This window comes from Aliidiomarina sedimenti, from assembly GCF_003986955.1.
Taxonomy (GTDB): domain Bacteria; phylum Pseudomonadota; class Gammaproteobacteria; order Enterobacterales; family Alteromonadaceae; genus Aliidiomarina; species Aliidiomarina sedimenti.
The window spans coordinates 37,999-62,395 of the sequence record NZ_PIPN01000003.1; the positions used below are offsets into that span (position 1 = coordinate 37,999).

At 52.0% G+C, this 24,397-nt stretch carries 21 protein-coding genes; 18 read left to right on the forward strand and 3 right to left on the reverse strand.

Annotation, left to right across the window (positions count from 1 at the left end):
• Positions 1-48: 48 nt before the first annotated feature.
• The 8 genes from CWE12_RS07205 (at position 49) to CWE12_RS07240 (ending at position 6,577) form a co-directional block, all read left to right on the forward strand.
• Complete coding sequence (locus CWE12_RS07205) at positions 49-2,178, forward strand: TonB-dependent siderophore receptor (RefSeq protein ID WP_126789027.1); 2,130 nt, start codon at positions 49-51, stop codon at positions 2,176-2,178.
• Positions 2,179-2,277: 99 nt separating this feature from the next.
• Complete coding sequence (locus CWE12_RS07210; protein ID WP_126789028.1) at positions 2,278-2,712, forward strand: hypothetical protein; 435 nt, start codon at positions 2,278-2,280, stop codon at positions 2,710-2,712.
• Positions 2,713-2,726: 14 nt separating this feature from the next.
• Positions 2,727-3,632, forward strand: a complete 906-nt coding sequence (locus CWE12_RS07215) for a helix-turn-helix domain-containing protein (RefSeq protein ID WP_126789029.1) — start codon at positions 2,727-2,729, stop codon at positions 3,630-3,632.
• A 10-nt stretch (positions 3,633-3,642) separates the two neighbouring features.
• On the forward strand, positions 3,643-4,053 hold the full coding sequence (locus CWE12_RS07220) for a VOC family protein (RefSeq protein ID WP_126789030.1): 411 nt from the start codon (positions 3,643-3,645) through the stop codon (positions 4,051-4,053).
• Between the two features lie 92 nt (positions 4,054-4,145).
• Positions 4,146-4,505, forward strand: coding sequence for a VOC family protein (locus tag CWE12_RS07225; protein WP_126789031.1), 360 nt, complete (start codon positions 4,146-4,148; stop codon positions 4,503-4,505).
• A gap of 32 nt (positions 4,506-4,537) precedes the next feature.
• The gene (locus CWE12_RS07230) at positions 4,538-5,686 is read left to right on the forward strand and encodes a hypothetical protein (protein ID WP_157981942.1); all 1,149 of its coding nucleotides are present in this window, start codon (positions 4,538-4,540) and stop codon (positions 5,684-5,686) included.
• A gap of 38 nt (positions 5,687-5,724) precedes the next feature.
• Positions 5,725-5,922 (forward strand): hypothetical protein, encoded by a 198-nt coding sequence (locus CWE12_RS07235; RefSeq protein WP_126789033.1) that lies wholly within the window; start codon positions 5,725-5,727, stop codon positions 5,920-5,922.
• 25 nt (positions 5,923-5,947) lie between these two features.
• A complete protein-coding gene (locus CWE12_RS07240) occupies positions 5,948-6,577 on the forward strand; it encodes a hypothetical protein (protein ID WP_126789034.1) in 630 nt (209 codons plus the stop codon).
• A gap of 25 nt (positions 6,578-6,602) precedes the next feature.
• Here CWE12_RS07240 and CWE12_RS07245 read toward each other — a convergent pair whose 3' ends face one another.
• The gene (locus tag CWE12_RS07245) at positions 6,603-7,274 is read right to left on the reverse strand and encodes a DNA-3-methyladenine glycosylase I (protein ID WP_126789035.1); all 672 of its coding nucleotides are present in this window, start codon (positions 7,272-7,274) and stop codon (positions 6,603-6,605) included.
• A gap of 168 nt (positions 7,275-7,442) precedes the next feature.
• Here CWE12_RS07245 and CWE12_RS07250 point away from each other — a divergent pair, with 168 nt between their 5' ends.
• Entirely contained in the window at positions 7,443-9,320 is a 1,878-nt protein-coding gene (locus CWE12_RS07250; protein WP_126789036.1) for a hypothetical protein, read from the forward strand.
• 94 nt (positions 9,321-9,414) lie between these two features.
• Here the strand turns inward: CWE12_RS07250 and CWE12_RS07255 are convergent, their stop codons facing one another.
• Positions 9,415-11,616 (reverse strand): M3 family metallopeptidase, encoded by a 2,202-nt coding sequence (locus CWE12_RS07255; RefSeq protein ID WP_126789037.1) that lies wholly within the window; start codon positions 11,614-11,616, stop codon positions 9,415-9,417.
• 185 nt (positions 11,617-11,801) lie between these two features.
• Here CWE12_RS07255 and CWE12_RS07260 point away from each other — a divergent pair, with 185 nt between their 5' ends.
• On the forward strand, positions 11,802-12,242 hold the full coding sequence (locus CWE12_RS07260; protein ID WP_126789038.1) for a hypothetical protein: 441 nt from the start codon (positions 11,802-11,804) through the stop codon (positions 12,240-12,242).
• Positions 12,208-12,432, forward strand: a complete 225-nt coding sequence (locus tag CWE12_RS07265; RefSeq protein WP_126789039.1) for a hypothetical protein — start codon at positions 12,208-12,210, stop codon at positions 12,430-12,432. The genes CWE12_RS07260 and CWE12_RS07265 overlap by 35 nt, the downstream gene beginning before the upstream one ends.
• Before the next feature lie 28 nt (positions 12,433-12,460).
• Here the strand turns inward: CWE12_RS07265 and CWE12_RS07270 are convergent, their stop codons facing one another.
• Positions 12,461-13,120: an epoxyqueuosine reductase QueH gene (locus CWE12_RS07270; RefSeq protein WP_126789040.1), complete on the reverse strand. Its 660-nt coding sequence runs from the start codon at positions 13,118-13,120 to the stop codon at positions 12,461-12,463.
• A 170-nt stretch (positions 13,121-13,290) separates the two neighbouring features.
• Between CWE12_RS07270 and CWE12_RS07275 the strand changes: the two genes are divergently transcribed.
• From CWE12_RS07275 to CWE12_RS07305, 7 genes are all read left to right on the forward strand, one after another.
• Positions 13,291-14,346 (forward strand): bifunctional transcriptional activator/DNA repair enzyme AdaA, encoded by a 1,056-nt coding sequence (locus CWE12_RS07275; RefSeq protein ID WP_126789041.1) that lies wholly within the window; start codon positions 13,291-13,293, stop codon positions 14,344-14,346.
• Between the two features lie 141 nt (positions 14,347-14,487).
• Complete coding sequence (locus CWE12_RS07280; RefSeq protein WP_126789042.1) at positions 14,488-17,295, forward strand: TonB-dependent receptor; 2,808 nt, start codon at positions 14,488-14,490, stop codon at positions 17,293-17,295.
• Positions 17,295-19,202, forward strand: a complete 1,908-nt coding sequence (locus CWE12_RS07285) for a metallophosphoesterase family protein (protein ID WP_126789043.1) — start codon at positions 17,295-17,297, stop codon at positions 19,200-19,202. The genes CWE12_RS07280 and CWE12_RS07285 overlap by 1 nt, the downstream gene beginning before the upstream one ends.
• Before the next feature lie 458 nt (positions 19,203-19,660).
• Complete coding sequence (locus CWE12_RS07290) at positions 19,661-19,987, forward strand: hypothetical protein (protein ID WP_126789044.1); 327 nt, start codon at positions 19,661-19,663, stop codon at positions 19,985-19,987.
• Between the two features lie 163 nt (positions 19,988-20,150).
• Complete coding sequence (ribA, locus tag CWE12_RS07295; protein ID WP_126789045.1) at positions 20,151-20,732, forward strand: GTP cyclohydrolase II; 582 nt, start codon at positions 20,151-20,153, stop codon at positions 20,730-20,732.
• A gap of 103 nt (positions 20,733-20,835) precedes the next feature.
• A complete protein-coding gene (locus tag CWE12_RS07300; RefSeq protein WP_126789046.1) occupies positions 20,836-22,920 on the forward strand; it encodes a M13 family metallopeptidase in 2,085 nt (694 codons plus the stop codon).
• An 89-nt stretch (positions 22,921-23,009) separates the two neighbouring features.
• Positions 23,010-24,269 carry an Nramp family divalent metal transporter gene (locus CWE12_RS07305; RefSeq protein WP_126789047.1) on the forward strand — a complete coding sequence of 420 codons (1,260 nt, stop codon included), beginning with the start codon at positions 23,010-23,012 and terminating at the stop codon, positions 24,267-24,269.
• Positions 24,270-24,397: the final 128 nt, after the last annotated feature.

Sequence of the window (24,397 nt, forward strand, 5' to 3'; positions counted from 1 at the left end):
TAATTCTCATTTGTGATTTTGGTTAGCGAAAAAGGGCAGGGGAAAAGTATGCAGGTTTTCAATAAAGGTGTTTTGGCGCTGGCGATAAGCTCAGCACTGTTTACGTCAGCAACGCTGGCGCAGGTCGAACAGGACACGGAGCAAGGGTCTGAACCACAGAGTGAAACGCGGGAGAAAATTTTCGAGCGGATTGAAGTCACTGGCAGCGCGCTTGATCAGGCGACCACCGCTACCGGTTTACCGCTAACCCTGCGTCAGACACCTCAATCAATTTCGATTATCGACCGCACTTTTATTGATAGCTTTTCCTTGAACTCAGTCGCTGATGTCATGCAGTTTGCGCCGGGTATTCACGCCCAGCAGGCCGAAACGGACCGTTTTTTCTTCCGTGCCCGTGGACGTGATATTACCAATTTCCAGTTCGACGGTGTCCCCATCAGTTACGACAGCTTCTTCAGTGAAGCGGTGAATGATTCGGTCATGTTTGAACGTGTCGAAGTCGTGCGGGGGGCCACGGGCTTACTAACTGGGGCCGGTGAACCTTCTGCTGCTATTAACCTGATCCGCAAACGGCCAAAAGTCGAGGACGGTGGCTACGCCAATGCTCAGTTTGGCTCCTGGAACAACCGTCGGCTGGAGCTTGATCATTCACAGACTCTTGCGGCCAGCGGTGATGTCAAAGGCCGCGTAGCCATGGCGTATGAAGAAGGCGAGAACTTCACCGACCTGGCAGAAAAAGAGAATCTTCAGCTCTATGGCGTAGTAACCGCTGACTTATCTGCACACACCCGGTTGACCCTGGGTGCCGACTACAGTCAGCGCAATCCGCAAGGGAGTATGTGGGGTGCATTACCGCTGTTCTACGCCGACGGCAGCCAGGCCGATGACTTACCCGTTAGCACCACCACAGCCTCTGACTGGAGCAAATGGGACCGTGAAAGCATCAATGGGTTTGTTCAGTTAGAGCACGCCTTCGATAATGGCTGGGACGTACAACTGGACGTTGAACACCGTCAGGATGAAATGGATGCGGATTTGGTCTATATGTTTGGTTTCCCGGACCGCGAAACCGGGTTGGGGCTGGGTGCGTCGTCAATGATATACCAGTCTGACCGCGAACAGACGTCGTTCAGAGCACTGGCGTCCGGTCCGTTTGAATTTCTTGGCCGCCAGCACCAGTTAACGGCGGGTGCACTGCATTCAGAACAGGAGATCACGGCGGATTCGTTCTATGCGCAGAGCACGATTGAAGTCGGTAATCTGTTTGAGTGGGGAACTGGCATTGAGCGCCCTGTATTTGGCCAGACACCGGCAGTAAATTACGGCACTGAGACACAGACCGGTGTCTACGCTGCCGCGCAACTGAATGTGCACGATGACGTGACGGTCATACTGGGGAATCGTTTAAGTGAGTATGATATCGACGGCACCACCGGTATTTATAAGCACAGTAGCGTCAACACGCCTTATGCTGGTGTGGTCTATGACCTGACTGACACACTGTCCGGGTACCTTAGTTACACCGAGATCTTCCAGCCGCAGGCGGCAAAAGATGTCAATAACCGCCTTGTCGGTCCGGTCGAGGGGTCGAATATTGAAGCGGGTCTAAAAGGTGACTTTTTCAATGAAGCATTAACCGCTAGTTTCGCTGTGTTCAAAGTAAAAGAAGACAACCTGGCGGTGCCGGACCCGGACAATACTGAGTTACTGCCCGGCGGCGTGGATTTTCCACACATTGGAATAGCAGGTGCTGAAAGTGACGGCTACGAGATTGAACTGACCGGTAAACCAACTGATTCGCTGAATATTTTCTTTAGTTATACCCATACCGAATCGGAAGATGCCAATGGTATAGCCTATGCTCCTTATTTGCCTGAAGATATGATCAAAGCGAGCGTTCTGTATGCGTGGAACGATGCGTTCCGCTTCGGTGTTAATGCGAACTGGCAAAGTGAGGTTTCGAACCCGGGTGTGGGGCCGAATGGAGAAACCTTTAACCAGGGCAGCTACACGGTGGTGAACGCGATGGCCAGCTACCAGTTAAGCCAGAACTGGGATCTCAACCTGAACCTGAATAACCTGTTTGACGAAAAATACTATTCCAGTATCGACTTCTTCAACCAGGGCTTTTTTGGCGCGCCGCGCAACGTGCAACTGAGTGTGAAGTACGCCTGGTAAGCAGCGACAGGTTCATGCTAAAAAGGCAGGGTCAGTGATGGCGCTGCCTTTTTTATTCCATCATCGATCGTCTGCTATCAACCCTACAGGAGGCCCTGAATGCGATATATTAGTTTACTGCTTTGCTTATTTACCTTGTCTTGCGCTGCCGCGGACAGTGACTGGTATTTCGGTACCTGGGAGGTGTCGGACGCCGAATTTCCGGGCATGAGCGCGATGGGAATGGAGCAGGCAGAAACCTGGTTTGGCTCAGAACTAACCTATACCCCAGCCAAGGTCGCCTTTCGTGACGAGCGCTGTGACAGCCCGACCTTTACCACTTCATCTCTGACCGGGGATGAATTTTATGCATCCTACAGAGCCACCTTGCAGGCACTTGGAATAGCAGGCGAGCAGGTTGAAATTGTTGAAGTTGGCTGCCCTGACAACTGGATTGCTGCAGGTTCAAAGATGATCAAAGCGGGTAGCGATTCAGCGTATATACTCTGGGATGGGGTGTTTTTCAGAGTGGAGAAACAGGCTTCCGGGTCGTAGACCCATACTCGCGAATGCCTGGCAGACAGCCACTGGCACACAGTCGCGAACGAACCGTGGCGATAGCGGAGGAACTGCGGATGGAACACCAGGCACCAAGTATGGTTTCGTTACCAGCAGCTCCGTTACGGCCCTACATTAGTCATTACTGGTTCAGTCGTAACAATAGGGCACCGACGTATACTGTGCTGCCGGATGGAGCGGTCGACCTGGTGGTAGTGGCCGGGTATTCAGGCCGTCAACGCGCAGACATGTATGGCACCAGCAGGTGTCGGATTCAACTGGTGCTCGAACTCGGCGTGGATTATCTGGGCGTTCGGTTTAGACCCGGGCAGAGCAGGCATTTTCTTGATGCCAAAGCAGCTGAGTTAACGAACCTTGCTGTTCCGGCGCATGGGCAGCTTGTCAGCGATATTCTCGCTGCCAGCGAATGCATTGATGGTGATTATATTTTTGCTCAGCTGGACCGGATTCTGAGCAAGCATTTGGCGCGCTGCTCACCCCAACAGAGCAAACTTGATAGCCTGATTCATCAGCTTAGTAGCTGTCAGGGGAACTTTGGTCAGGCCACTTCATGCAAAGAGGAGCATGCCGGAAGCTTTCATTCGGTAGCACGACTGGCTGCTACGTACGGTAAAAGCCGTCGTCAGTTTGAACGTGACTTCGTCGAGATAGTAGGCTTGTCGCCTAAGCATTTTTCTCAGGTTATCCGTGTCCAGCGGGCAACCCGCTTGCTGACTCATTCCCAATTGTCGCTGGCCGACATAGCGTTTGACCTGGGGTATACAGATCAAAGTCATTTCACCCATGAGTTCGTCGGCTTTCATGGTTTGCCACCTTCGAGGGCACGTGCTGATGTCGCATTTTTACAAGACACCAACCAACCCGTTGACCACAATGAGCACTCTATTCTGACTTGAGGTGGTTGATATGAAATTTAACAGTGTTTACCCAGTGCTGATGACCGGCGATGTGGCAGCATCGAAAGCATTTTACACCCGTTATTTTGGGTTTGAAGTAACATTCGAAGCCGACTGGTATGTCAGCCTGCGCGCAGGGCAGGGGCAACCTTTTGAACTGGCGTTGCTGCAAGCCGGGCACCCGACAATACCAAAGAGTTTTCGTCAGCCGCTTGCGGGTGGCTTACTGCTTAACTTTGAAGTGGATGATGCAGACAGTCACTATCAACGCTTGCGCGAGGCGGGTTTAACCATGCACCAGCCGATTCGAAGCGAAGACTTCGGGCAACGCCACTTTATTACTGCAGATCCGAACGGCGTGCTGATTGATGTAATCCAGGTCATACCCCCCTCTGCAGAGTTCGCAGCCCAGTACAGCTAGGTAGTATTTATTCTTGTAAATATTTTGTTGTGCTCGTAATCTCTGATTATTATCAACTGCTGACTGCATTAGCGGTTGACTGGAGATAACTAATGAAACCTGTATTTACGCCGGGCGCCAATATTGCGATGAAGATCCCTACCCATGAGTATCAAACAACGGTGCATTTTTACCGTGAGGTACTTGGACTTGAGGAATTAACCTCCGATGAGCCAGGGGCGACGCCAAAGTTTGCGTTTGGCGATAAGGTATTGTGGCTGGACTCTGTGGCGGCTCTTAGTCAGGCCGAAACCTGGCTGGAAATCGTAACTAATGATATCGAGGCGGCGTCAGCGTATCTGAAAGAACAAGGGTGCCACCGACGGGACGAAATTGAACCGCTTCCGGACGACTTCAAAGCGTTTTGGATCTCCAGCCCGGCAAATATCATTCATCTGGTTTCGTCGCGGTGATGAACACGCCAAGGATGGTTAAGGGAGTAATGATGGCCGCGCTGTTTGTGAGTCCTCAAAGCTCGGCCGATTATATGGCTCCCTTATTAGAGAGAGGGGCTTTCGGTGTGACCTATGAGCGAGTGAAAGCGCTCGAACCCGTTGGGCTGAGTAACCAGATGCGGGCAACCTTCTACACCTTTGTTGGTCGTCAGGATCTGGCTGCCACTTTACAGGATATACCTGAGTCGCAGTCTTGTTTTTCCGACGATGATATCACTCGACTCGCGCCTGTATCCTCGTGGATAAGTGACGTGGTTGCCGATCAGAAGGTGGTAATGTTTAACGAAAACCATTTTCGCATCGAAGCAAGAGTATTTGTGGCTAGTCAGCTTGAAATACTGAAGTCTGCGGGCTTCACTCATATCGGTTTTGAGGCATTTCAGGCTGATTTGGCGGATAGTGAAGAGCTTTCCCCGGTACATGGTTTTTACACTCAGGAACCGACGTTTTCAGCGTTGATACGTCAGGCGCAGGCTATGGGTTTTCAGGTTTTTGGCTATGAATCGACGAGAGCAATAGCTGAGGGTGAGTCGGCATTTGAGGTGCGTGAACTTACCCAGGCAACAAACATTCTCAATCAAATTGAGCAAGCGGACGACGACGCCCGGTTTGTAATTTTTGCCGGCTGGGATCATATTGCGGAAGCCGCAAAAGGACCCGACGAGCTTCGCTGGATGGCAGCACGATTAAAGGAACAGTCGGCTATTGATCCATTCACTATCGATCTTACCAGTTGTGGATATGCTGGCAGCGATTCTGCGTTGGCAAACTCAGGGATGGTGTTAGCAGATGATAATAATCGTTCGCGGGTAACTGGTCAGTACCGCGGACTTGTCGACGCTCAGGTCCATCTTCCGTTGCCTGGGCCGGACAGTTTGAAAACAGGGTACTATCGTCAAACTCTGGGAACCCCGGTCGTTATTGCAGATGAACTGCGACACGGTGACGAGGCAGTTCTGGTTAGAGCTTACCAGCATGGAATGAATGAGGTGGCTTACGACCAGGTTTTATTGTATCCGGGCGAGCGTTTCCCACTGTATCTGGCGCCAGGGTATAGTTATCTACTCGTCAGTTATAGTGCTGACGGCAGTATAGTTGGGGAGTTGGAGCACGAAGAGCCGGCTGATATACAGCCTTAGCGTTGACTCTACATATAAAGCTTTAACAGGACTTTTTTATGAAACTAATTATTCTTTTTCTGGCATTAGGCCTGACTGGCTGCACGACTCAGGCCTGGTATGAAGAGGTTCGCTCGCGTCAGTTGCAGGAGTGCCGTAACGGCACTATTGAGGATTATGACGAGTGCCGTCAGCGCGTTGATAAGTCGTATCCGCAGTATGAGCGGGAACGACAGGAAGTGATGGGTAAAAAATAGGAATCTTAATTAAAGGAGCATGCTGATGAAAGGGAACCTGGTGTTAAGTTGTATTTTGCTGGCGGTGTTAGTGGGCTGTGATAGCTCGAAAACGGATGAAGAAATTCTGGCGAGCGGAGGCTATGTACTTGAGTATGAGCTTGACGGCGAAGCCTATGAAGTTCGTCGTGCAAATGCCGGGCAGTTCACTATTGCATGTCCGTCTGGGGGGACCTGTGACAGAGATTCCACTTACCGGGCACACCGGTTTAGTGATGATAGCCTGATGATGTATATGTCATTTTCGCCACTGTTAGTGGGGAATTATTCCTACGCCAGTATTATTCAGAACTTCAACTATGCATCGATGCGCATCGACATTCCATCGCTTAGCTCTGGTAATAGTGAGGTATATTTTCAGCCGCTAAACCCGCTTCGGGAGCTCAACTTTGACGCGGATGTGTTTCGCACCTCCAGTTTTCAACTCAGCCTTGACGCCTTTGAAGATGGCTACCTGAGCGGTACCTGGTCGGGTACCGTGACTGAACTGACGAAGAAGACCGAAGACCAGTCAGATGAGGACTGCTATGTGGGTGACATCATGGGTGAATGCTACGAGGCGATTCCCGTGACCATGCCGTTCACCCTGCGTTTTAATATCGAGGTTGAACACTAAACCAGGCAGGGGTTATCTGGCTGCCTTAACGCGCGTCGAGTGTCATTGACAGAATTTTAGACAAGTGAGCGTAAGGCAGTTTTGTCTCCTGATGCCATTGGTTAAAGACCTGCTGCGCCTGCTTAAGACCTTTTTGGGTACCGGGCGTGGCATCCATGAGGTTGTGGTTTTGCAATGCAGTCACCACGTCTGCGGAAAGAACGAACCCGTCATAGCCGACCATGCGTAAAAAATACTGAGCACTGGCGCCGCCCAGGCGCGAACCGTTTTTCTTGAGCCAGAGCAGCAAGCCTGCCTGGTCGCTTGATGGCCATTGGGCGAGAAAGTTACCAAAGCTGCCATGGGTTTCTGCTGCTTCCATAATCATGAAGGCGTTACGCGGCACCGTGGCAATTTTCTGCATATTACGCACAATGCGCTCGTCGCGTGCCAGTGTTTCTAACCGCTCGGGCGGCACCTGCTGCCAATAGGCTGGTACAAAACCGCTGAATGCCTGTTCAAAGCCTGGCCATTTATTTTCAATAATGCGCCAGACGAAACCTGCGCGAAAGACACACTTAGTCAGGGCCGCCAGGTAGCGGTCATCGCCGAATTCGGTTAATTCGCGGGCGGTTGCGACATGCGGAAGACGCTCACGAACTGCTGCTTTGCTGCCTTTTCGCTCGATCGCGAGCTGGTAAAAATGGTCAAACTTCATAGACGCCTCAACGGTAACGGTCGTTTTGCCAGGTAAGGAGAATACAATGGAAACGTTCGGGATTGTAGGTATGGTTTTTTGTGCTGAACCAATGTGCAAACGAAGCGCAGACAGGTAACCTCTACTTCTCAGAAGGAAATACTCACCGTAGAAGGAGTGCACGGACCGATGAACGTTAGAGCAATGCAGGTATTGGCTGGGGCCCTGTTGCTGGGACTGGCCCTGGGGTGTAGCCCACAGACAGAGACCACCACATTGACCGTACAACAGCAAATGGAGCAACGTTTGCAGCTAAATGAGCGCCGATATGAGATTCTGCGTCAGCTTGATGACCAGGCACTGGCCCAGTTACTGTGGGAGGCAGAGCAGCAGAACTATTACTGGGAGTTGGAAACGCTGGCTTTTGACTCAAAGCCTTATGAAATTGAATATACCCAGCCGCGGATGCATCGGCTCGGTGATTACGCGAGCATCGAGTCGATGACCGATGCTTATCTGGGGAGCTTATTGGTGAGTACCCAGTCAAGCTCCCGAGCGTGTTTTCGCTCTTCAAACGGGCAGGGCTTGTCACTGCATGAGGGGTTCTCGTTGCCGTTGGCACATCGTCTCAGATTGCAGAGTGTGCAGCTAGAAAGCGGAGAGTTACTGCAGGTAGCCGATGAGGACAGTAGCCAACAAGAAACAGCGGATATTATCCGTATGCGGGACGGCTATTGCTTTACCAAACCACGCGAAGAGAATGCCCCGCGAGCCGTTGCTGCAACAGCCGAGTTTTATGCTCAGTTGCCGCAGGATTTTATTGAACTCGAACTGACTGCAGCGAATATTGGGCAGCCAGTTGAGCAGAACGGGTACGTGGTGACCTTGCTGGAACTGAACAACTACTCGTACGCAATTGAAATTGAGAGCACTGACGGTGAGCCCACTGGGCTGCGTGAGGATGAGGTGATTGGCGAAGCCATTACTGCAAGTGGTCAATATATTCAGCGACGGGTTACCGGCCGCCAGCGTGGCGATCGTCAGCCGCGACTGAGTGAACTGCTTGGTCAATTGATTAGTAAGGCTGCTGACGGTGAATTGCGCGTAGAGGATGCTCAGGCTGAGCTAGAAACATTTAATCAGTCTCTGGACGCGGATGAAGGCGCTTCCTTGTATAACGCATACGCTTTCCATGGGCCGGTGGAGACGGCTAAGGTGACCTTGCTGGCTGGCGAACACCCGCGGCGTGAGGTAAAGCAGACGATTGAGCTGCCGGTGTACTCATTCACTCCACCGAGCGCAGCAGAGCAGGTCAACCTGACGTCGTTGCCGCAGCTTCCTCTGACCCCGCCGGTTTATAATCACCGTAAGGAAGTGCGTGCTGAATATAACGATTTGGATGCAGCAGCGATGCAGCAGCAGATCGAAATTCGCCAGCGTCGTATTTCACCGGCATCAGATCCGAGTATTACTTATCCCGCTCAGGTATTTTTCCATTACCCAGTGGTGCAAAGTGACCTCTTTATCCCTATTTTTGAGCGCTACAATAAGCCGAATGCTGGTGACGTGCAGTTTTTTGCTGCAAGTGGAGAGCGGGTGGAGGTCGTCGAGGCTGATGAAGAAAGTGCGGACAGCCTGCCGTTTAGTTTTATGGTCAGCCGAATAGAATACGATCCCGCTCGCTTTGTGGTCACACCGACCAGATTGAAGGCGACTATTCCGGTTCTCACCGCCCCAGGGATTGTTAAAGACAGTTATCAGAAAGACCAGTTACCAGCGGGCCTGAGCTTGAATGGGAACCAGCTTATTGTTGATTATGCTGAATTCACCCCCCGGGAAGTTGCGGATATTAACGAACCCATGGTTGAGCAACGAAACCAGGTCTTCACTCGGGATGAGCATGGCTATCTGGCGGAAATTGCCACATTGACGTTACCTCGTCGGGATGGGGAGCCGGTCGATGTGTATTATTTCCATGGCGAGCCGAACACGGTCGAGATCTGGTATCGAGGTGAAACTGAAACGGTGCCGTTCACAGTTGATATTGAACTTACTCAGCCAGATTGAAGTTGTTTGCTGATATCAACGGTTTGTTTTAGTGGATGATAAAAAAAGCCCCGGCAACGTTGGTTACCGGGGCTTTTTAGGCAGTAGGATTAACTTACTCGACGTTGGTTTTCAGACCACGACGAATTAGCAATGCTTCTGTAGTTGGCTCCTGACCACGGAATTCAATGTAAGATTCCATTGGTGGACGAGAGTTACCGGTTTCCAGAATAGCGCGGCGATACAGGTTCCCGTTCTCGCGTGACAGACCACCTCTGCTTTGTACATAAGCAAAGGCATCCGCAGCCAGAATTTCACTCCACATGTACGCGTAGTAACCAGCTGAATAACCACCACCAATGGAGTGGTTAAAATAGGTCGACTTGTATCGTGGTGGAACTGCCGGCATATTTACACCGTGCTTCTCTAACGCTGCTGCTTCGAACGCTTCTACGTCTTCGACCTCAGTGTCTGCATCCAGCATATGCCATTCCATATCGAGGAATGCTGCCGCAATGTACTCAAGGGTATCGAAGCCCTGGTTGAAGCTGCGCGACTGCATGATTTTTTCCAGCAGTTCGTCCGGGATAGGTTCGCCAGTCTCGTAGTGCTTAGCGTAGTTGCTTAACACGTCAGGGTACGCTGCCCAGTCTTCTTCAAAAGTAGACGGGAACTCAACAAAGTCGCGCGATACCGAGGTACCGGCTAACGACGGGTAGTTCACGTTTGACAGCATGCCGTGGATACCGTGGCCCAGTTCATGGAACATGGTGGTGACATGGTCATAGGAAATCAGCGTCGGTTCACCCTCTGGACCTTTTGGAATGTTCATAACATTCACAACCACAGGCTTTTTCTCAAGCAAGTGTGACTGACCAACAAAAGAGGTCATCCAGGCGCCGCCACGTTTCCCTTCACGCGCAAAGTAATCCGCGTAGAAAATAGCCAGGCTGGTACCGTCGTGATCAAACACTTCGTAGACGTCGACGTCCGGGTGGTAGGTAGGCAGGTCATCACGTTCTTCGAAGGTCAAACCATAGAGGCGGTTCATGGTGTAGAAGACGCCGTCGTGCAATACACGGTTGAATTCAAAGTACTGGCGTACTTCTTCTTCGTCTAAGTCATAACGTTCCTGACGCACCTGTTCAGCATAATAAGCCCAGTCCCACGGCTGAACCTCAAAGTCGCCGCCTTCACGGTCGATCAGGGCCTGAATATCGGCCTGTTCAAGCTCGGTGTTGGCCACAACCGCTGGCACCATGCTGCTTAGCATTTCCAGTACGTTGCCTGGGTTTTCTGCCATGGTGTCCTGCAACTGGTAATCAGCCCAGGTGTCGAAGCCCAAAAGCTCAGCGCGTTCAGCGCGGATTTCGGTCAGACGCTTCACCAGTGGACGGTTATCCAGTTCACCTGAAGTACCGCGATAGGCAGACGCTTCCCACACACGCTGACGCAGTTCGCGGTTATTCAGCGAAGACAGCACTGGCTGGCGTGTTGTGTTGGTGATGCTAAGTAAGTATTTACCCTCATGACCAGCGTCCTGCGCAGCATTTGCAGCGCTGCGAATTTCGCTGTCTGACAAACCGTCGAGCTCTTCTTCGGAGTCAACCACTACAGCGATATCGCTGGTAATAGCCAGTTGGTTTTGCGCAAATTGAGTGGTCAGGTTAGCGTGTTCTTCGTTCAGTTCACGAATTTGCTGACGCTCTTCTTCGTTGAGCTTCGCGCCCGCACTGACAAAACGGTCATAGTAGACTTCAAGTAAGCGTTCAGCTTCAGAGTCGAGACCCAGTTCGTCACGTTGGTTGTAAAGTGATTCAACGCGGGCGAACAGGTCAGCATTCAGATTAATGTCGTCTGAATGCGCTGACAGTTTCGGCGACAGCGTACGCTGAATGTCACGGCGCTGTTCATTGCTGTCGGTGCCAGTCAGGTTGAAGAATACACGCGATACACGGGTTAATAACTCACCGCTTCTCTCCATCGCGACGATGGTGTTTTCAAAGGTTGCAGGCTCTGAATTGGTCGCAATGGCTTCAATCTCGGCCATATGATCCTGCATGCCCTGTTCAAAGGCAGGTAAGAAATGGTCATCTTCGATGATGCTAAAGTCAGGGGCTTCATACTGAAGTTCTGACGGTTGAGCGAATGGATTGCTGGAATCCAGTTGAGCCGTGTCGTTTCCGGCAACCTGGGATTGAGTATTTTCAGAACCAGTATTGGCAGACGCATTGTCTGCCTGGTCTGCCTGGTCTGAACATGCAGCGAGTGTTAACGCTGCGCTGACCGCGATAGCGGTTAGAGTCTTTTTGCGCATAAACATAAGAGCTTCCTGATAGTTACTTCGAACAAAACGTAAAGACTTTCCCCTATTTGGGTAAGAAATACAACCTGGATTAGACAGCGAAGCGACTAATCAGTGCGAAAAAGGGATAGATAGCAAGCTAACTTAATTGGTCGTGTTGATAATGATTCTCAATTACACTAGGATTTAAGGACAGCATGGGAGTCATCACAATGAACAACGGTAAAGCGACTTACACAAATTTTCTCAGAATTGCGACTCAGGAGCTGGAGTGCGGGCTGTATAAAGCGGCTGAGGTTTCGCTGGCGCGCTGTGTCCGGCTGGCGACCTCGTTTGTGACCCAGCAGCCTCCCAGCGATACTAATCTGGAAGCCTATTGCAAGGCGGTTATCCTGTTGGCGGCGACTAAACTGCGCATGCACCAGCAAGCCGCCGCGTTAAATGACTTTAGCCAGTCGCTGCACACCCTGAACCGACTTTATACAAGTAACACAGAAAGTGACGTTCGAGCGCTTATTCAGCGCTACCAATGTGTATTGATTAGAGCGAATCAAAGCGCCTGTGCGTTGTCACGTCTGCACAGCTCGATGGGAGGGTACACTGATGGCAAACAAACCCCGTCACCCCTATATCATTGAGCCCGGCGCTCAGAACACCGCCGTAGATGAAGGGGTAACGATCTGTATCAGCCGTTCGCGTCTACGGTTCTTAATGAGCCATGGCTATCTGGTGGCGAGTGACTTTAAATGCATAAATAACTGCGCCAAGTGTGTGGTCCGCGAACTGCTGATGGAGTGTGCGGCCAGTGATCTGGCAGCCAATGAATAAACAGGCCTGGGTATTACCTTTCAGGAATTCAGTTTTCCGGCGAGTAATACTCAACCCCGATTTGGATTCGTTCGCGGCCGTTTTCCATTCGCCAGCGGTTGGTGTCGCGTAAGGAATAGACGCAGCCACAATATTCCTGTTGATAGAACCGTTCGCGCTTTGCGATTTCGACCATCCGCGCGGCGCCACCCTGTTTGCGCCAGTTAAAGGTCCAGTAATGCATACCAGGGTAGCGAGCCACTGCACGTTGTCCGCAGTCGTTAATTTGCTCCATGTTTTTCCAGCGGGAAATCCCCAGGCAACTGGTGATGGTATCGAAACCATGTTCATGAGCGTAGAGTGCGGTGCGCTCGAAGCGCATGTCAAAACAGACGGTGCAGCGTTCACCGCGTTCAGGTTCCCACTCCAGCCCTTTGATTCGTTGAAACCAGTTTTTGCTGTCGTAATCCGCATCGATAAAGGGGATCCCAAGCTTTTCAGCAAAACGGATATTTTCTTCTTTACGCAGCAGGTATTCTTTTTCCGGGTGAATATTGGGATTGTAAAAGAAAATAGTAAACCGGATACCAGCGTCAGCCATGCGTTCCATTACTTCGCCGGAACAGGGGGCGCAGCATGAATGCAGCAATACATGATCAGAACCGGTCGGGGTTTCTAATACGATAGATTCTGGTTTTTTCTTACTCATGGGCCCGCCTGCTGATTTTTCGTTCATCGATGGTCTGCGGTGGATGATACCAAGTTGGTATCAGAACTGACAGATGCGGCTAAAATAGTTGTCCAGTTTTCGGTTGCTGACAGTCACGCAGTGAGATTAACTTTAGCCTACCAAAGGTTTTTAACCGAAGGATTAATCCGATGCGAATAACTGATCAACAGATGCAGCAACGCTATTATCAGGCCTTGCTTGATAAAGACCCGTCCTACGTAGGGATTTTCTATGCCGGTGTGAAAACGACCTCGGTGTTTTGCATTGCCAGTTGTCGTGCGCGCAAACCTAAGCCGGAAAACGTCGAGTTTTTCACTCATTATAAAGATGCACTGGACCACGGTTACCGGCCGTGCAAGATATGCCGGCCCACCGAGAATGCCTGCCAGGCACCGCCGGCTGTAGCACAGGCAATCGACATGGTGCGCAATGCTGAGAAAACCAAAGTGACCGACGAGCAATTGCGGCAACGGGGAATAGGCCCGGAAACGGTGCGACGATGGTTTAAAAAGCACTATGGAATGACGTTCCAGACGTTTCAGCGAATGTACCGGATTAATCAGGCGTTGGAAGAGTTAAAGCATGGCCGGGCAGTAATAGACAGCGCTTATGAGACGGGCTATCAGTCGCTGAGTGGGTTCGGTTATACCTATAAAAAACTGGTCGGGCAGAAACCCTCGGTGAGCGCAGAGACGCAACCCATTTTACTTGACCGGCTTACAACACCACTCGGACCCATGTTGTTGGGGGCGACTGAGAAGGGGGTTTGTTTGCTCGAATTTGTTGACCGACGGATGCTGGAAACCGAATTCAGAGATCTGCAGCGGCTATTAAAAGCCCCCGTTATGTTGGGTGAGAATGACCATATCCGGCAAGCCAAAACTGAACTTGAGGAGTATTTTGCTGGTGTACGGCGCGAGTTCTCGATAGCGCTGGATATGCCCGGAACCGATTTCCAGCAGCAGGTGTGGCAAGGCCTGCAAACGATCCCCTACGCTCAGACCCGCAGCTACAAGGCACAGGCGGACTATCTGGGGCGACCCACTGCGGTGCGCGCGGTAGCCAATGCCAATGGCTATAACCGGGTCGCTATTGTGGTGCCCTGCCACCGGGTAATTGGCAGCAATGGCAACTTAACCGGTTATGGCGGTGGGCTCGAACGCAAGCGCTGGCTACTTGAGCATGAACGTAACCAGGTTAACTGACAGAGAATGGTTGTGAATGGTTATTCATTAAAGCGCAAAAATTATTCAGTTAAATTGTCATAATCCGGCGCTAATGTACTTCTCCGCAAGGTGCTCAGTTGCTCTGAGTGCTTATAACAAACACAATTTTGCGGGGTTGTCATGGGTGTATCCAAGGTTTGTATTAGTTCTGGTCGTGCGGCACGTTCGCCGTTAGCTATTTGTATTCAGGTTGCACTTGCGACCGGTCTGTATGCGGGAATGAGCTCTGCACTGGCACAGGACGAGGCGGCGGAAACCGAAGAGAATATTGAAGTAATTTCGGTGACCGCCAGCTACAGCCGTAGCCTGGAGCAGGCAAATGATCTGAAGCGTTATAACACCGGTTTTTCTGACTCAGTGGTCGCGACTGATATTGCTGACTTCCCGGAACAGAACCTGGCCGAAGCACTGCAACGGATCCCCGGGGTTACCATTGAGCGTGACAAAGGCCTCGGAACCCGGGTTAATGTGCGCGGCCTGCCCACAGAATTTACTCATGTCTCGATTAACGGCCTGGCCACAGCGTCAGGTAGCGGTGGTCGTGATGTTGAATTTGATATTTTCGCCTCTGAAATTATTCAGCAGGTCACTATTCAGAAATCACCAACAGCAGCGGACGAAGAGGGCGGAATCGCGGGCTCAGTAATGATTTCCACCGCGCGTCCGTTTGACTATTCAGAGTCACGCTTTATTGCCAGTGCGGAAGCTGCTCATAATTCGATGTCCGGTGAAGTAGACCCGCGGGTTTCGTTCCTGGCCAGCACGACATCGGGTCCCTGGGGTGGGTTGGCATCGTTGTCGTATGCAACCCGGACCAACCGGACGGACTCCAATTCAGGGGTCGACTTCCGCCCGCTGGAACGCTTTGCCGCACGCACCGGCAGTGCAGAACGTGACGCCCAGGGGCAGCAGGCGGTTGACGTGGTAGAGCGTGATACAGGACGCGTCATTGATGACCGCTTTGACAGTGAGGAAACCTCGCGGGTGGTCTTCCTGAATAAGGCGGGCGACCGTGTTTATTTAAATGATCAGGAGAAATGGGGCGCGACTGCGGCGCTACAGTACCGCCCGTCAGACAGTTTTAGTCTGACCCTGGACGCCATGCTCGGTGGCTATAACACCACGGAAGATGAGTACGATGCGGCAGCTTATTCGGCGTCGAGTATCAGTACCCTGGAGCAGATCCATGACTACGATGACACCACCTTGGCTGATTACGGCATTATGGTGTTGACGGATGCGTCTTATACGGCGACCCAGCATGAGTTTTTAAGTAAAGAAACCGTCGGTGATACCGATTTTTCTCAGTTGAGTTTATCGCTCGACTGGCAGCAGGGTCCCTGGAGTGTAACGGGCCTGGTGGGTTATTCAGGCGCCAGTAAACTAGAAGACTTCGCCAACCTCAAACATGTGGCGTTTGCGCCTTCACGCACACGTTATACCGAACGCGGCGGTGAAACCATTCCCAGCCAAAGCGGTGCCGGATTCGATATGTATCAGGACGTTGAGCAGTACGTATTTGAATCGTATCAGGTGAACCTGGAAGAGGTTGAAGATGATAAGTACGCGGCACAACTGGATATTACCCGTGACATGCGGCTGGACTGGCTACCTGCATTAATGGATATCCGCTTTGGTGTGCGTTATACCGATAAATCGAAGCAGCGTAATTTTGGTGACACCCTGGTGGGTGGCCCTGCAGCAGGGGATGCATCCTGGAGCAATACGCGGTTGTTGACTGAAAGCGAGCTTGAGTATGTGACGGATATTGTCCCTGGTGGCGGGTATCGGCCCAACGACATCAACTGGATGCAACCGTCCAATGCGTACGCGCGTGACACCTTCCGCTACCCGGGGTTTGCGGTGGACTTTGAGCCAGGTGAGTTCTATCGCGTGGACGAAGAGGTATTGGCTGGCTACCTGATGGCCAATTTCAGTTTTGATGTGGGCCGTGTGCCTGTGGCTTTAAATACTGGCGTTCGTGCTGTGGATACGTCGGTTAATTCCTTTGGCTTTCACCAGGTTCAGAATCCTGATGGTTCGACCGGTTATACCGAATCACCGGTGTCGAGCGATGGAAGCTACCGTGACTTCCTGCCCAGCCTCAACCTGACGGCACAGTTGACTGACCAGGTGGTGTTGCGCGGAGCGGCGTCACGCACCCTGATGCGTCCTGCGCTGACTGACATTGCCTACCGGCGCAGCGTCAGCTGGAACGAATTCCGTTTCAGTGACGGCAATCCGGACCTTGAGCCGACCTATGCAGACCAATGGGATCTGGGCCTCGAATGGTACCTTGATAATGGCGGTTTGTTTGCCGCGACCTATTTTGAAAAACGCATTGAGGGCGTGGTACGCCAGGAGCTGACAGGCATCGTGGAAGACGTTGAGAAGCTGAATGCCAACGGCACCCTGGACGGTTATTACGACTTTGATGTCTATCAGCCGATTAACGCGGATGGCTCTTACAGTATTTCCGGCCTCGAATTGATTGCGCATTTGCCATTCGACGCGATTCACCCGGCGCTTGAAGGATTCGGTATTAACAGCAACTACACGATGCTGGATAATTCATTAACAGGGGCATCAACGTTGAACATTCCGACCCCACCGGAAGGCTTAGCGGACAAAGTGTATAACGCCACCTTGTACTTTGAGAATGACCGCTTCGATGCACGGGTTTCGTACAACTACAAAGATGACTACGTGGAAGTGATCGAACGTAATATGTATCCGGTCTACCGCGAAGGCTATGGTCAGGTCGATATAGCGCTGGGCTACCAGTTGAGTGACCGGGTCAGACTGACGCTTAAAGGCATTAATATGAGCGATGAAGCGACCCGCGGTTACACCATCGACCCTCGCTTCCCGGTTATGAATGAGTTCTCAGGGCGTCGTATCAGCCTGGGTATCCGGGCAGATATTTGATGGCGTTGAGCAAACTCGGCAAGGCGGTGAGCGGACTGATCCTACTCGCCGCCTGTGGCCACAGCCTTGCGCTTGATAGCAGTCAGGAACCTGCGCTTACCGGCACCCGGATAGCGTTTTTGCCGGATGTTCATTTCCATGATGTGTATGCAAGCTTTAGCGATGGTGCTTTCGCCGGGATTGGCGAAACTGCCCATCAGCCGCGGGCTGTATTGCGTACCATGCAGGCGCAGCTCCACTCTACCCGTCTGTTCAATGAAAACTACTTTGCGCTGCATGCAGCGTTAGATGAACTGACAGCGCAAGGGGTAGAGCTGGTTATTTTGCCCGGTGACTTTAGTGACGACGGTCAGCCGTTGCATTTGCGTGGTCTGCAGCGATTGCTGCAGCGCTACGAGCAAGAGCATGGCATGCGGTTCTTTGTGATTACTGGCAACCATGACCCGGTTCGACCTTATGACTTAGCGTCAGGAAAGCCGGATTTTCTCGGACCTGATGGGGCGCCGCTCGCTATATACAGCCATCAGCACGAGCAGTGTCAGCAGTCAGCCTCGTCGGATGTTATTTGCAGCGATGAACTGACCGAGCTTGGCTATGCGGGAATTTTTGATTACATGGGTGGGTTCGGTTTGCAGCCGCAGACTGAAGATATTTATTGGGAAACGCCTTACTCCGGCTACTCCTATGCAGAATACAATTTGCGTGAGGCGCAGCAGGCGTCGTCGTTAACGCAGCGACACTACCGCATATGCCGTGAAGGTGCGCCAAGCCAAACGGAAGACGAAAACTCGCTGACCAATTGCACCTCGGTGAGTGATGCTTCTTATCTGGTTGAGCCGGTTGAAGGGCTTTGGTTACTTGCGATAGACGCCAATATATACCAGCCAGTGGCAGACCAGCGTGAACAGCTGAACCGGGCTGAGGATTTCTTAGGCGCTGGCAATGCGGGTTACAACATGCTGTTGACTCATAAACCACAGGTAGTGGAGTGGATAGCAGAGGTGGTGCTGAGGGCGCGGGAACAGGGCAAGCAGCTGATCGCCTTTAGCCACTATCCAATGGCAGAGTTCTACAGTGGGATGTCACCCCATATTCGTCAGCTGTTTGGTTCACAAAGCTTCCAGATGGCGCGTGAACCAGCCCGCAACGTTAGTCAGGTGCTGGCTGATACCGGCCTGCAACTGCATGTCGCCGGACATATGCACTTTAATCATACCAGTGTGGTCGAGGGCCATGACGGACAGCGGCTGGTAAATATCCAGGCCCCGTCTATCGCCGGTTATCAGCCTGCCTATAAGTTACTGACTCTGCACGGGCCGAATCGGGTTGAAGTTAGTACACCTGTGTTGTCAGAGGTGCGTGGCTTTGACCGGTTCTTCGGCCTGTATCAGCGCGAACATGCGTATATGACCGCGCAGCAGGGCAATGAGGCGATGTGGCAGAAAGAGGTGCTGCAGAGTGGCAGTTATGCTGAATTTACCGAATGGCATTTGCACGAACTGGCTCGGCAGCGCTTTTTGCCAAACGAGTGGCCTCAGCCCTTGCGGGAAAGAATTCTGCAGGCCAATGGTGCTGAGTTAGTCAGGATGCTGCGACAAGACGATGTAAGCGACGACTCTGTTGATATCGATATGGAGCCGTTTGAAAGCTGGCAGGGGCTCGATTTAGCCATTGATTTCTATCGCTTACGCAATGCAGGAACACTGGGATTGCAGGATATCCCCGCAGCGCGGCTCCGCCAATACAGCCAGCTTCAGCAACTGGCGGCGACGACAGATTCAGAACTCGGCCAGCAACTGGCGCAGCTGCTGGTAATTTTTGACGGGTTCAGGGATGGCTTAATCAGCGATCACTTTTTTATTGATACCGCCCAAGGGCGGGTCTACCCCGCCGCGGAGACTGATTAACGCGGCTTTAACCGACGTCTCAACGAAATACTCGCGAGCTACGGTGGCGCGCCGATGTTCTTCTATATTCTACATCTCTTCGTTCTGCTGTTACTGTATACGTTAGCGGTCAGTGTTTGAGGTACAAATCACGGGCTTTTAATCGCTATAAACGTAAAAGTAGACGGCCTGGATAAAATATCTGTAACTTGTTGCTGACGCGGGACTGGCAGAGTTTGAACCTTAGCTTAAGATTTTAAGGTGCGAGGTCGATAGATAGCTGCACAGTAAAGTCGGCGGCTAATCCGCGCTGTGGTTTTACCGAAGTGTGGAAATTATCGAAATTATCAGACGCTTCCGGTAGAGTTAACAACAAGTTAACTTAGATGCGAAGTCTGGGTGTGGCAACGAGGAGTTGGATAGGGATGATGCTAAGAGGATTCTTGGTTCTTATATTGCTGGGAGTCAGCTTACCTTCAATGGCCCAGACATGGGTTTCACGTGATTATGTGGTTGAGTTAGAGCGTCAATGCATTGAAGGGGATGTTGCCTGTGATGCGTACGAAGTGGTCTTCACCGATAAAAAACGAGGGACGCGAAGCACCATGTATGGTCGCACCTTGCATACCGTGTGTGCTCGGCCGGGCGCACGATGCGGTTTAATGGGCTATCAATTTTCCGATGCTGAACTTCGTTACCGTCTGTACGAAAACGGAACTCTGGAAATCTACGACCGTGGTAACCGAATGTTAGAAACCGAACGTGGGGACTGGCATAGCAGACCGCCCAGAGTGCGACGGTTGTAGAAGCCTGATGGATTGACAACCTTGTTATAGTATTACAACTAAGAGGCGCTGCGGCGCCTCTTTTGGTATCATTGTGTTTATTCACATTGCCCCTCATATGGGCAGTACCCCAAAATGGCAACATAAGCTATCTAACTGAAGTGATGATGTGGTGAAGAACGACATGCAGGTTAAAATTGCGGCGAAGACTAAACTTCCGACTCCGTTCGGTGAATTTGAATTAATTGGCTTTGAAACTGAGTCCGGGCAGGAGCATGTCGCCCTGGCGATGGGCTCTTATACCGACGGTGCACCGGTGCTGACACGTGTTCATTCAGAATGTCTGACCGGTGATGCTCTGTTCAGTCAACGTTGCGATTGTGGCCCACAGCTGGAAGCGGCGATGCAGAAAATTGCTGACCAGGGGCGCGGTATTATCGTGTATCTGCGTCAGGAAGGGCGTGGCATTGGCTTGATTAACAAGTTACGCGCCTATGCGGAGCAGGACAAGGGCCTGGATACCGTGGAAGCCAACGAAATTCTTGGCTTTTTGCCGGACGCCCGCGATTACAGAGTCGCCGCTGCGATGCTTGAGGCGTTGGGTGTGGCGGAGATTCGGCTGATGACGAACAACCCCGATAAAGTACAGTCGTTGACGGACGCCGGTATCAATGTGGTTGAGCGGGTTCCACATCAGGTTGCTGCGTCCCCGCACAACCAGCATTATCTGGCGACCAAAACGAAGAAATTCGGCCATTTGTTGTAATTGCTTACAATTTAGTCCTATTGCTCTTTGCAGTGCCTGCTGAAGGAGCATAAACTGGTGTCACCGACTTTTACTCAGTGACACCACGAGGACATTATAACAAATGAAAAAGCTCACTTTAGTCGCCAGCAGCGTAGCACTGGCATTGGGGCTGCTTGCATGCAGTCCGGCGAATGAACCGGAAACTCCGGATCAGCCAGATCCACAAACCCAAGCCAACACTGCAGAGCCTGAATTGCATGCAGGCTTGTTTCTTGAAGATTTCGACCGCACCGCTCGCCCGCAGGACGACCTGTTTCAATATGTGAACGGTAGCTGGTATGAAAACACTGAAATCCCAAGTGATATGTCGAGCTACGGCGCATTCCGTATTTTGCATGAAGAAAACGAGCAGCGTCTGCATACCATTATTGAAGATGCGATGGAAAAAGACGACGTCGAAGCGGGTTCAAACAATCAGAAGCTGGGCGACTTCTATGCCAGCTTTATGGATGAAGAACGCATCGAAGAGCTTGGTATTACGCCGATTGAAGAAGAACTGGAAATGATTTCCGGCGTTAGCAACCATAGTCAGCTCGCCGCTGTTATGGCGCAGTTGCAAATGCGTGGTATCGGTGGACCGTTCAGCTTTTATGCCTGGGCCGATGCGCGTAACCCTGATTACAATACGCTGTATATGTCACAGGGTGGTTTAGGTCTGCCTGACCGCGATTACTACTTCAATGACAACGAGTCATTTGCTGAGATTCGTGAGAAGTACAAAGCATATATTGCTGACATTCTTACTGCTGCCGGACATGACAATGCAGCCGACGCCGCAGAACGAATTTACGAACTGGAAGCACAGCTGGCTGAACACCACTGGACACGTGCCGAAAGCCGCGACGCTGAAGCAACCTATAACCCGATGAGCGCAGACGAGTTTGCTGAACTCATGGGTGATTTTGATTACTCGCTGTATGCCTCACAAGCTGAGCTGGATGTGGCTGAACAACTGGTAGTGCGGATGCCGTCTTATTTCGAAGCCTTGCCTGGTATTTTCAGTGAAACGGACCTGCAAACCTGGCAGGACTATATGACGCTGCGTACGGTAAACCGCTTCGCTTCACGTCTGAGCAGCGAATTTGCTGACCTCAACTTTGATTTCTATCAGACCACCTTAAGCGGTGTTCCTGAGCAACAGGAGCGCTGGAAGCGCGCCGTTCAGGCGACCAACGGCGTTCTTGGAGAAGTTCTGGGCGAAGAGTATGTTGCCCGTCACTTCCCGCCGGAAGCGAAAGCACGGATGGAAGAACTGATCGACAACCTGCTGGTGGCGTTTGAAGACTCCATTAACGATTTGGCATGGATGACAGATGAAACCAAAGAGCAGGCACTTGAGAAACTGTCGACCTTCACTCCGAAGATTGGCTACCCAAGTAAATGGAAAGACTACAGTGATTTAAGCATTGCTGCAGATGACCTGATCGGCAATACCAAACGCGCTTCAGTGTGGGCCTACCGCGATATGGTTGGACGCATTGGTGAGCCGGTGGACCGTGAAGAGTGGGGTATGACACCGCAAACCGTGAACGCCTATTACAGCCCAACGGCCAATGAGATTGTCTTCCCGGCTGGTATTTTGCAGCCTCCTTTCTTCGATATGGAAGCGGATGATGCAGTCAATTACGGTGGTATCGGTGCGGTGATCGGCCACGAAATCGGCCACGGTTTTGACGACCAGGGCTCACGTTATGATGGCGGCGGCAACCTGTATAACTGGTGGACTGACGAAGACCGCGAGCAGTTTGATAGCCGCGCGCAGGTACTTGTTGACCAGTTCAACGCGTTTGAACCGCTACCGGGTCTAAATATTAACGGTGAAGTTGCACTGGGCGAAAACATTGGTGATTTGGTGGGCTTAACCACGGCATTCCGTGCTTATCAGGAATCGCTTGAAGGTGAAAGTTCTCCGGTACTGGAAGGTTATACCGGCGAGCAACGCTTCTTCCTGAGCTGGGCCCAGGTCTGGAAAATGAAGATGCGGGACGACGCCATGCGCGAGCAGATTGCCCGTGGTCCGCATGCTCCACCTAAGTACCGTGCGATGGGCGCGCCGCGCAACGTTGATGCCTTCTACGAAGCCTTTGACGTGAAAGAAGGTGACGGTATGTTTATCCCGGAAGATGAACGTGCACGGATCTGGTAATACCGGTTGTGATTAAATAATCAGGTATAAAAAAAGGGGCGCAAGCCCCTTTTTTATACCCAAATTCAGGTCTGCTACTGAGAGACGGTATGGCATTTAGACATTATATAACCTTTGGTCCCGCCACCCTGGTGGCTGCTGCCTTTATTGGTCCGGGTACGGTTGTCACCGCGTCGCTGGCGGGGGCTGAGTTTGGCTACGATTTACTCTGGGCGTTGTTGTTCGCGGTCGCAGCAACCATGGTCTTGCAGGAAATGGCAGCCCGTATTGGGGTCGTTACCGGTCAGGGGTTAGGTGAAAGCTTACGTTCGCTGGTGGTGCATCCCTTGGGTCGACCCGCGTTCATAACGGTGGTGCTGGCTGCGGTGGTGGTCGGTAATAGCGCGTTCCAGGGTGGCAATCTGACCGGGGCCGCCCTGGGTGCAGATGCGCTGGCCGCTGACATTCCGCTGCTGCACCATGTACAGGCGACGACCCAGGTGAATCTATGGGCGATTCTGGTGGGACTGATTGCAATCGCAGTATTGTGGAATGGTCACTACAAACGCATAGAACGAGTTTTAGTGGTGCTGGTGCTGCTGATGTCACTGGCTTTTCTGACCACCTTTGTGGTCAGCCGGCCTGATCTGAGTAGCTTGTTGGCTGGTCTGGTGCGGCCTTCGATACCGGCAGGTGGCGCCCTGACTATGATGGCATTGATTGGAACGACGGTGGTGCCATACGCATTGTTTCTGCATGCATCCAGTGCCAGTAAACGCTGGCCGCGCGTGGCTGGGGAGTCGCCGGGTCCGGCGGTAGGCGAAGCCCGACGTGATGTACTGGTTTCAATTCCGTTAGGCGGGCTGGTGACCCTGGCCATTGTGTCGACGGCTGCGTCGGCTTTCTTTGGCCAGACGGCCAGTATTGAAGGCGCCGCCGATCTGGCGCAGTCTCTGAACCCGGTGTTCGGCTCTGCAGCGACTTACCTGATGGCACTCGGCCTGCTGGCTGCCGGAGTATCCTCGTCGGTAACGGCACCCTTAGCCTCCGCCTATGCGTTGAGCGGGGTGCTTGGCTGGTCGGCGGATATGCGCAGTTGGCGTTTTCGTTTAACCTGGCTCACTATCATAGTGATAGGTATGCTGCTGGCCTCTCTTGGGGTCAGGCCGGTAACCCTGATTCTGTTTGCGCAGGTCGCTAATGGCATCCTGTTGCCGTTGATAACGGCGTTTTTGTTGTTAGCGGTGAACCGCAGTGAGCTTGGTGAATACGCCAATTCGCGGTGGCAGAACCTGCTTGGTGGGCTGGTATTTGTGGTCGCCTGTGGACTGGGCGGACGCAGTATCTGGCTGGCGCTTTGGGCTGGCTGAATGGGTAGTGAAGCAGACCAAGATGGCGGCTAGGCGCACTACATAGTGGTCATAGTGCACATTAGCTCTCGGTCGAATGTTTCTATCTAGTTGATTTCAAATGAATAATTGTTGGCTCGTGTGTTGCA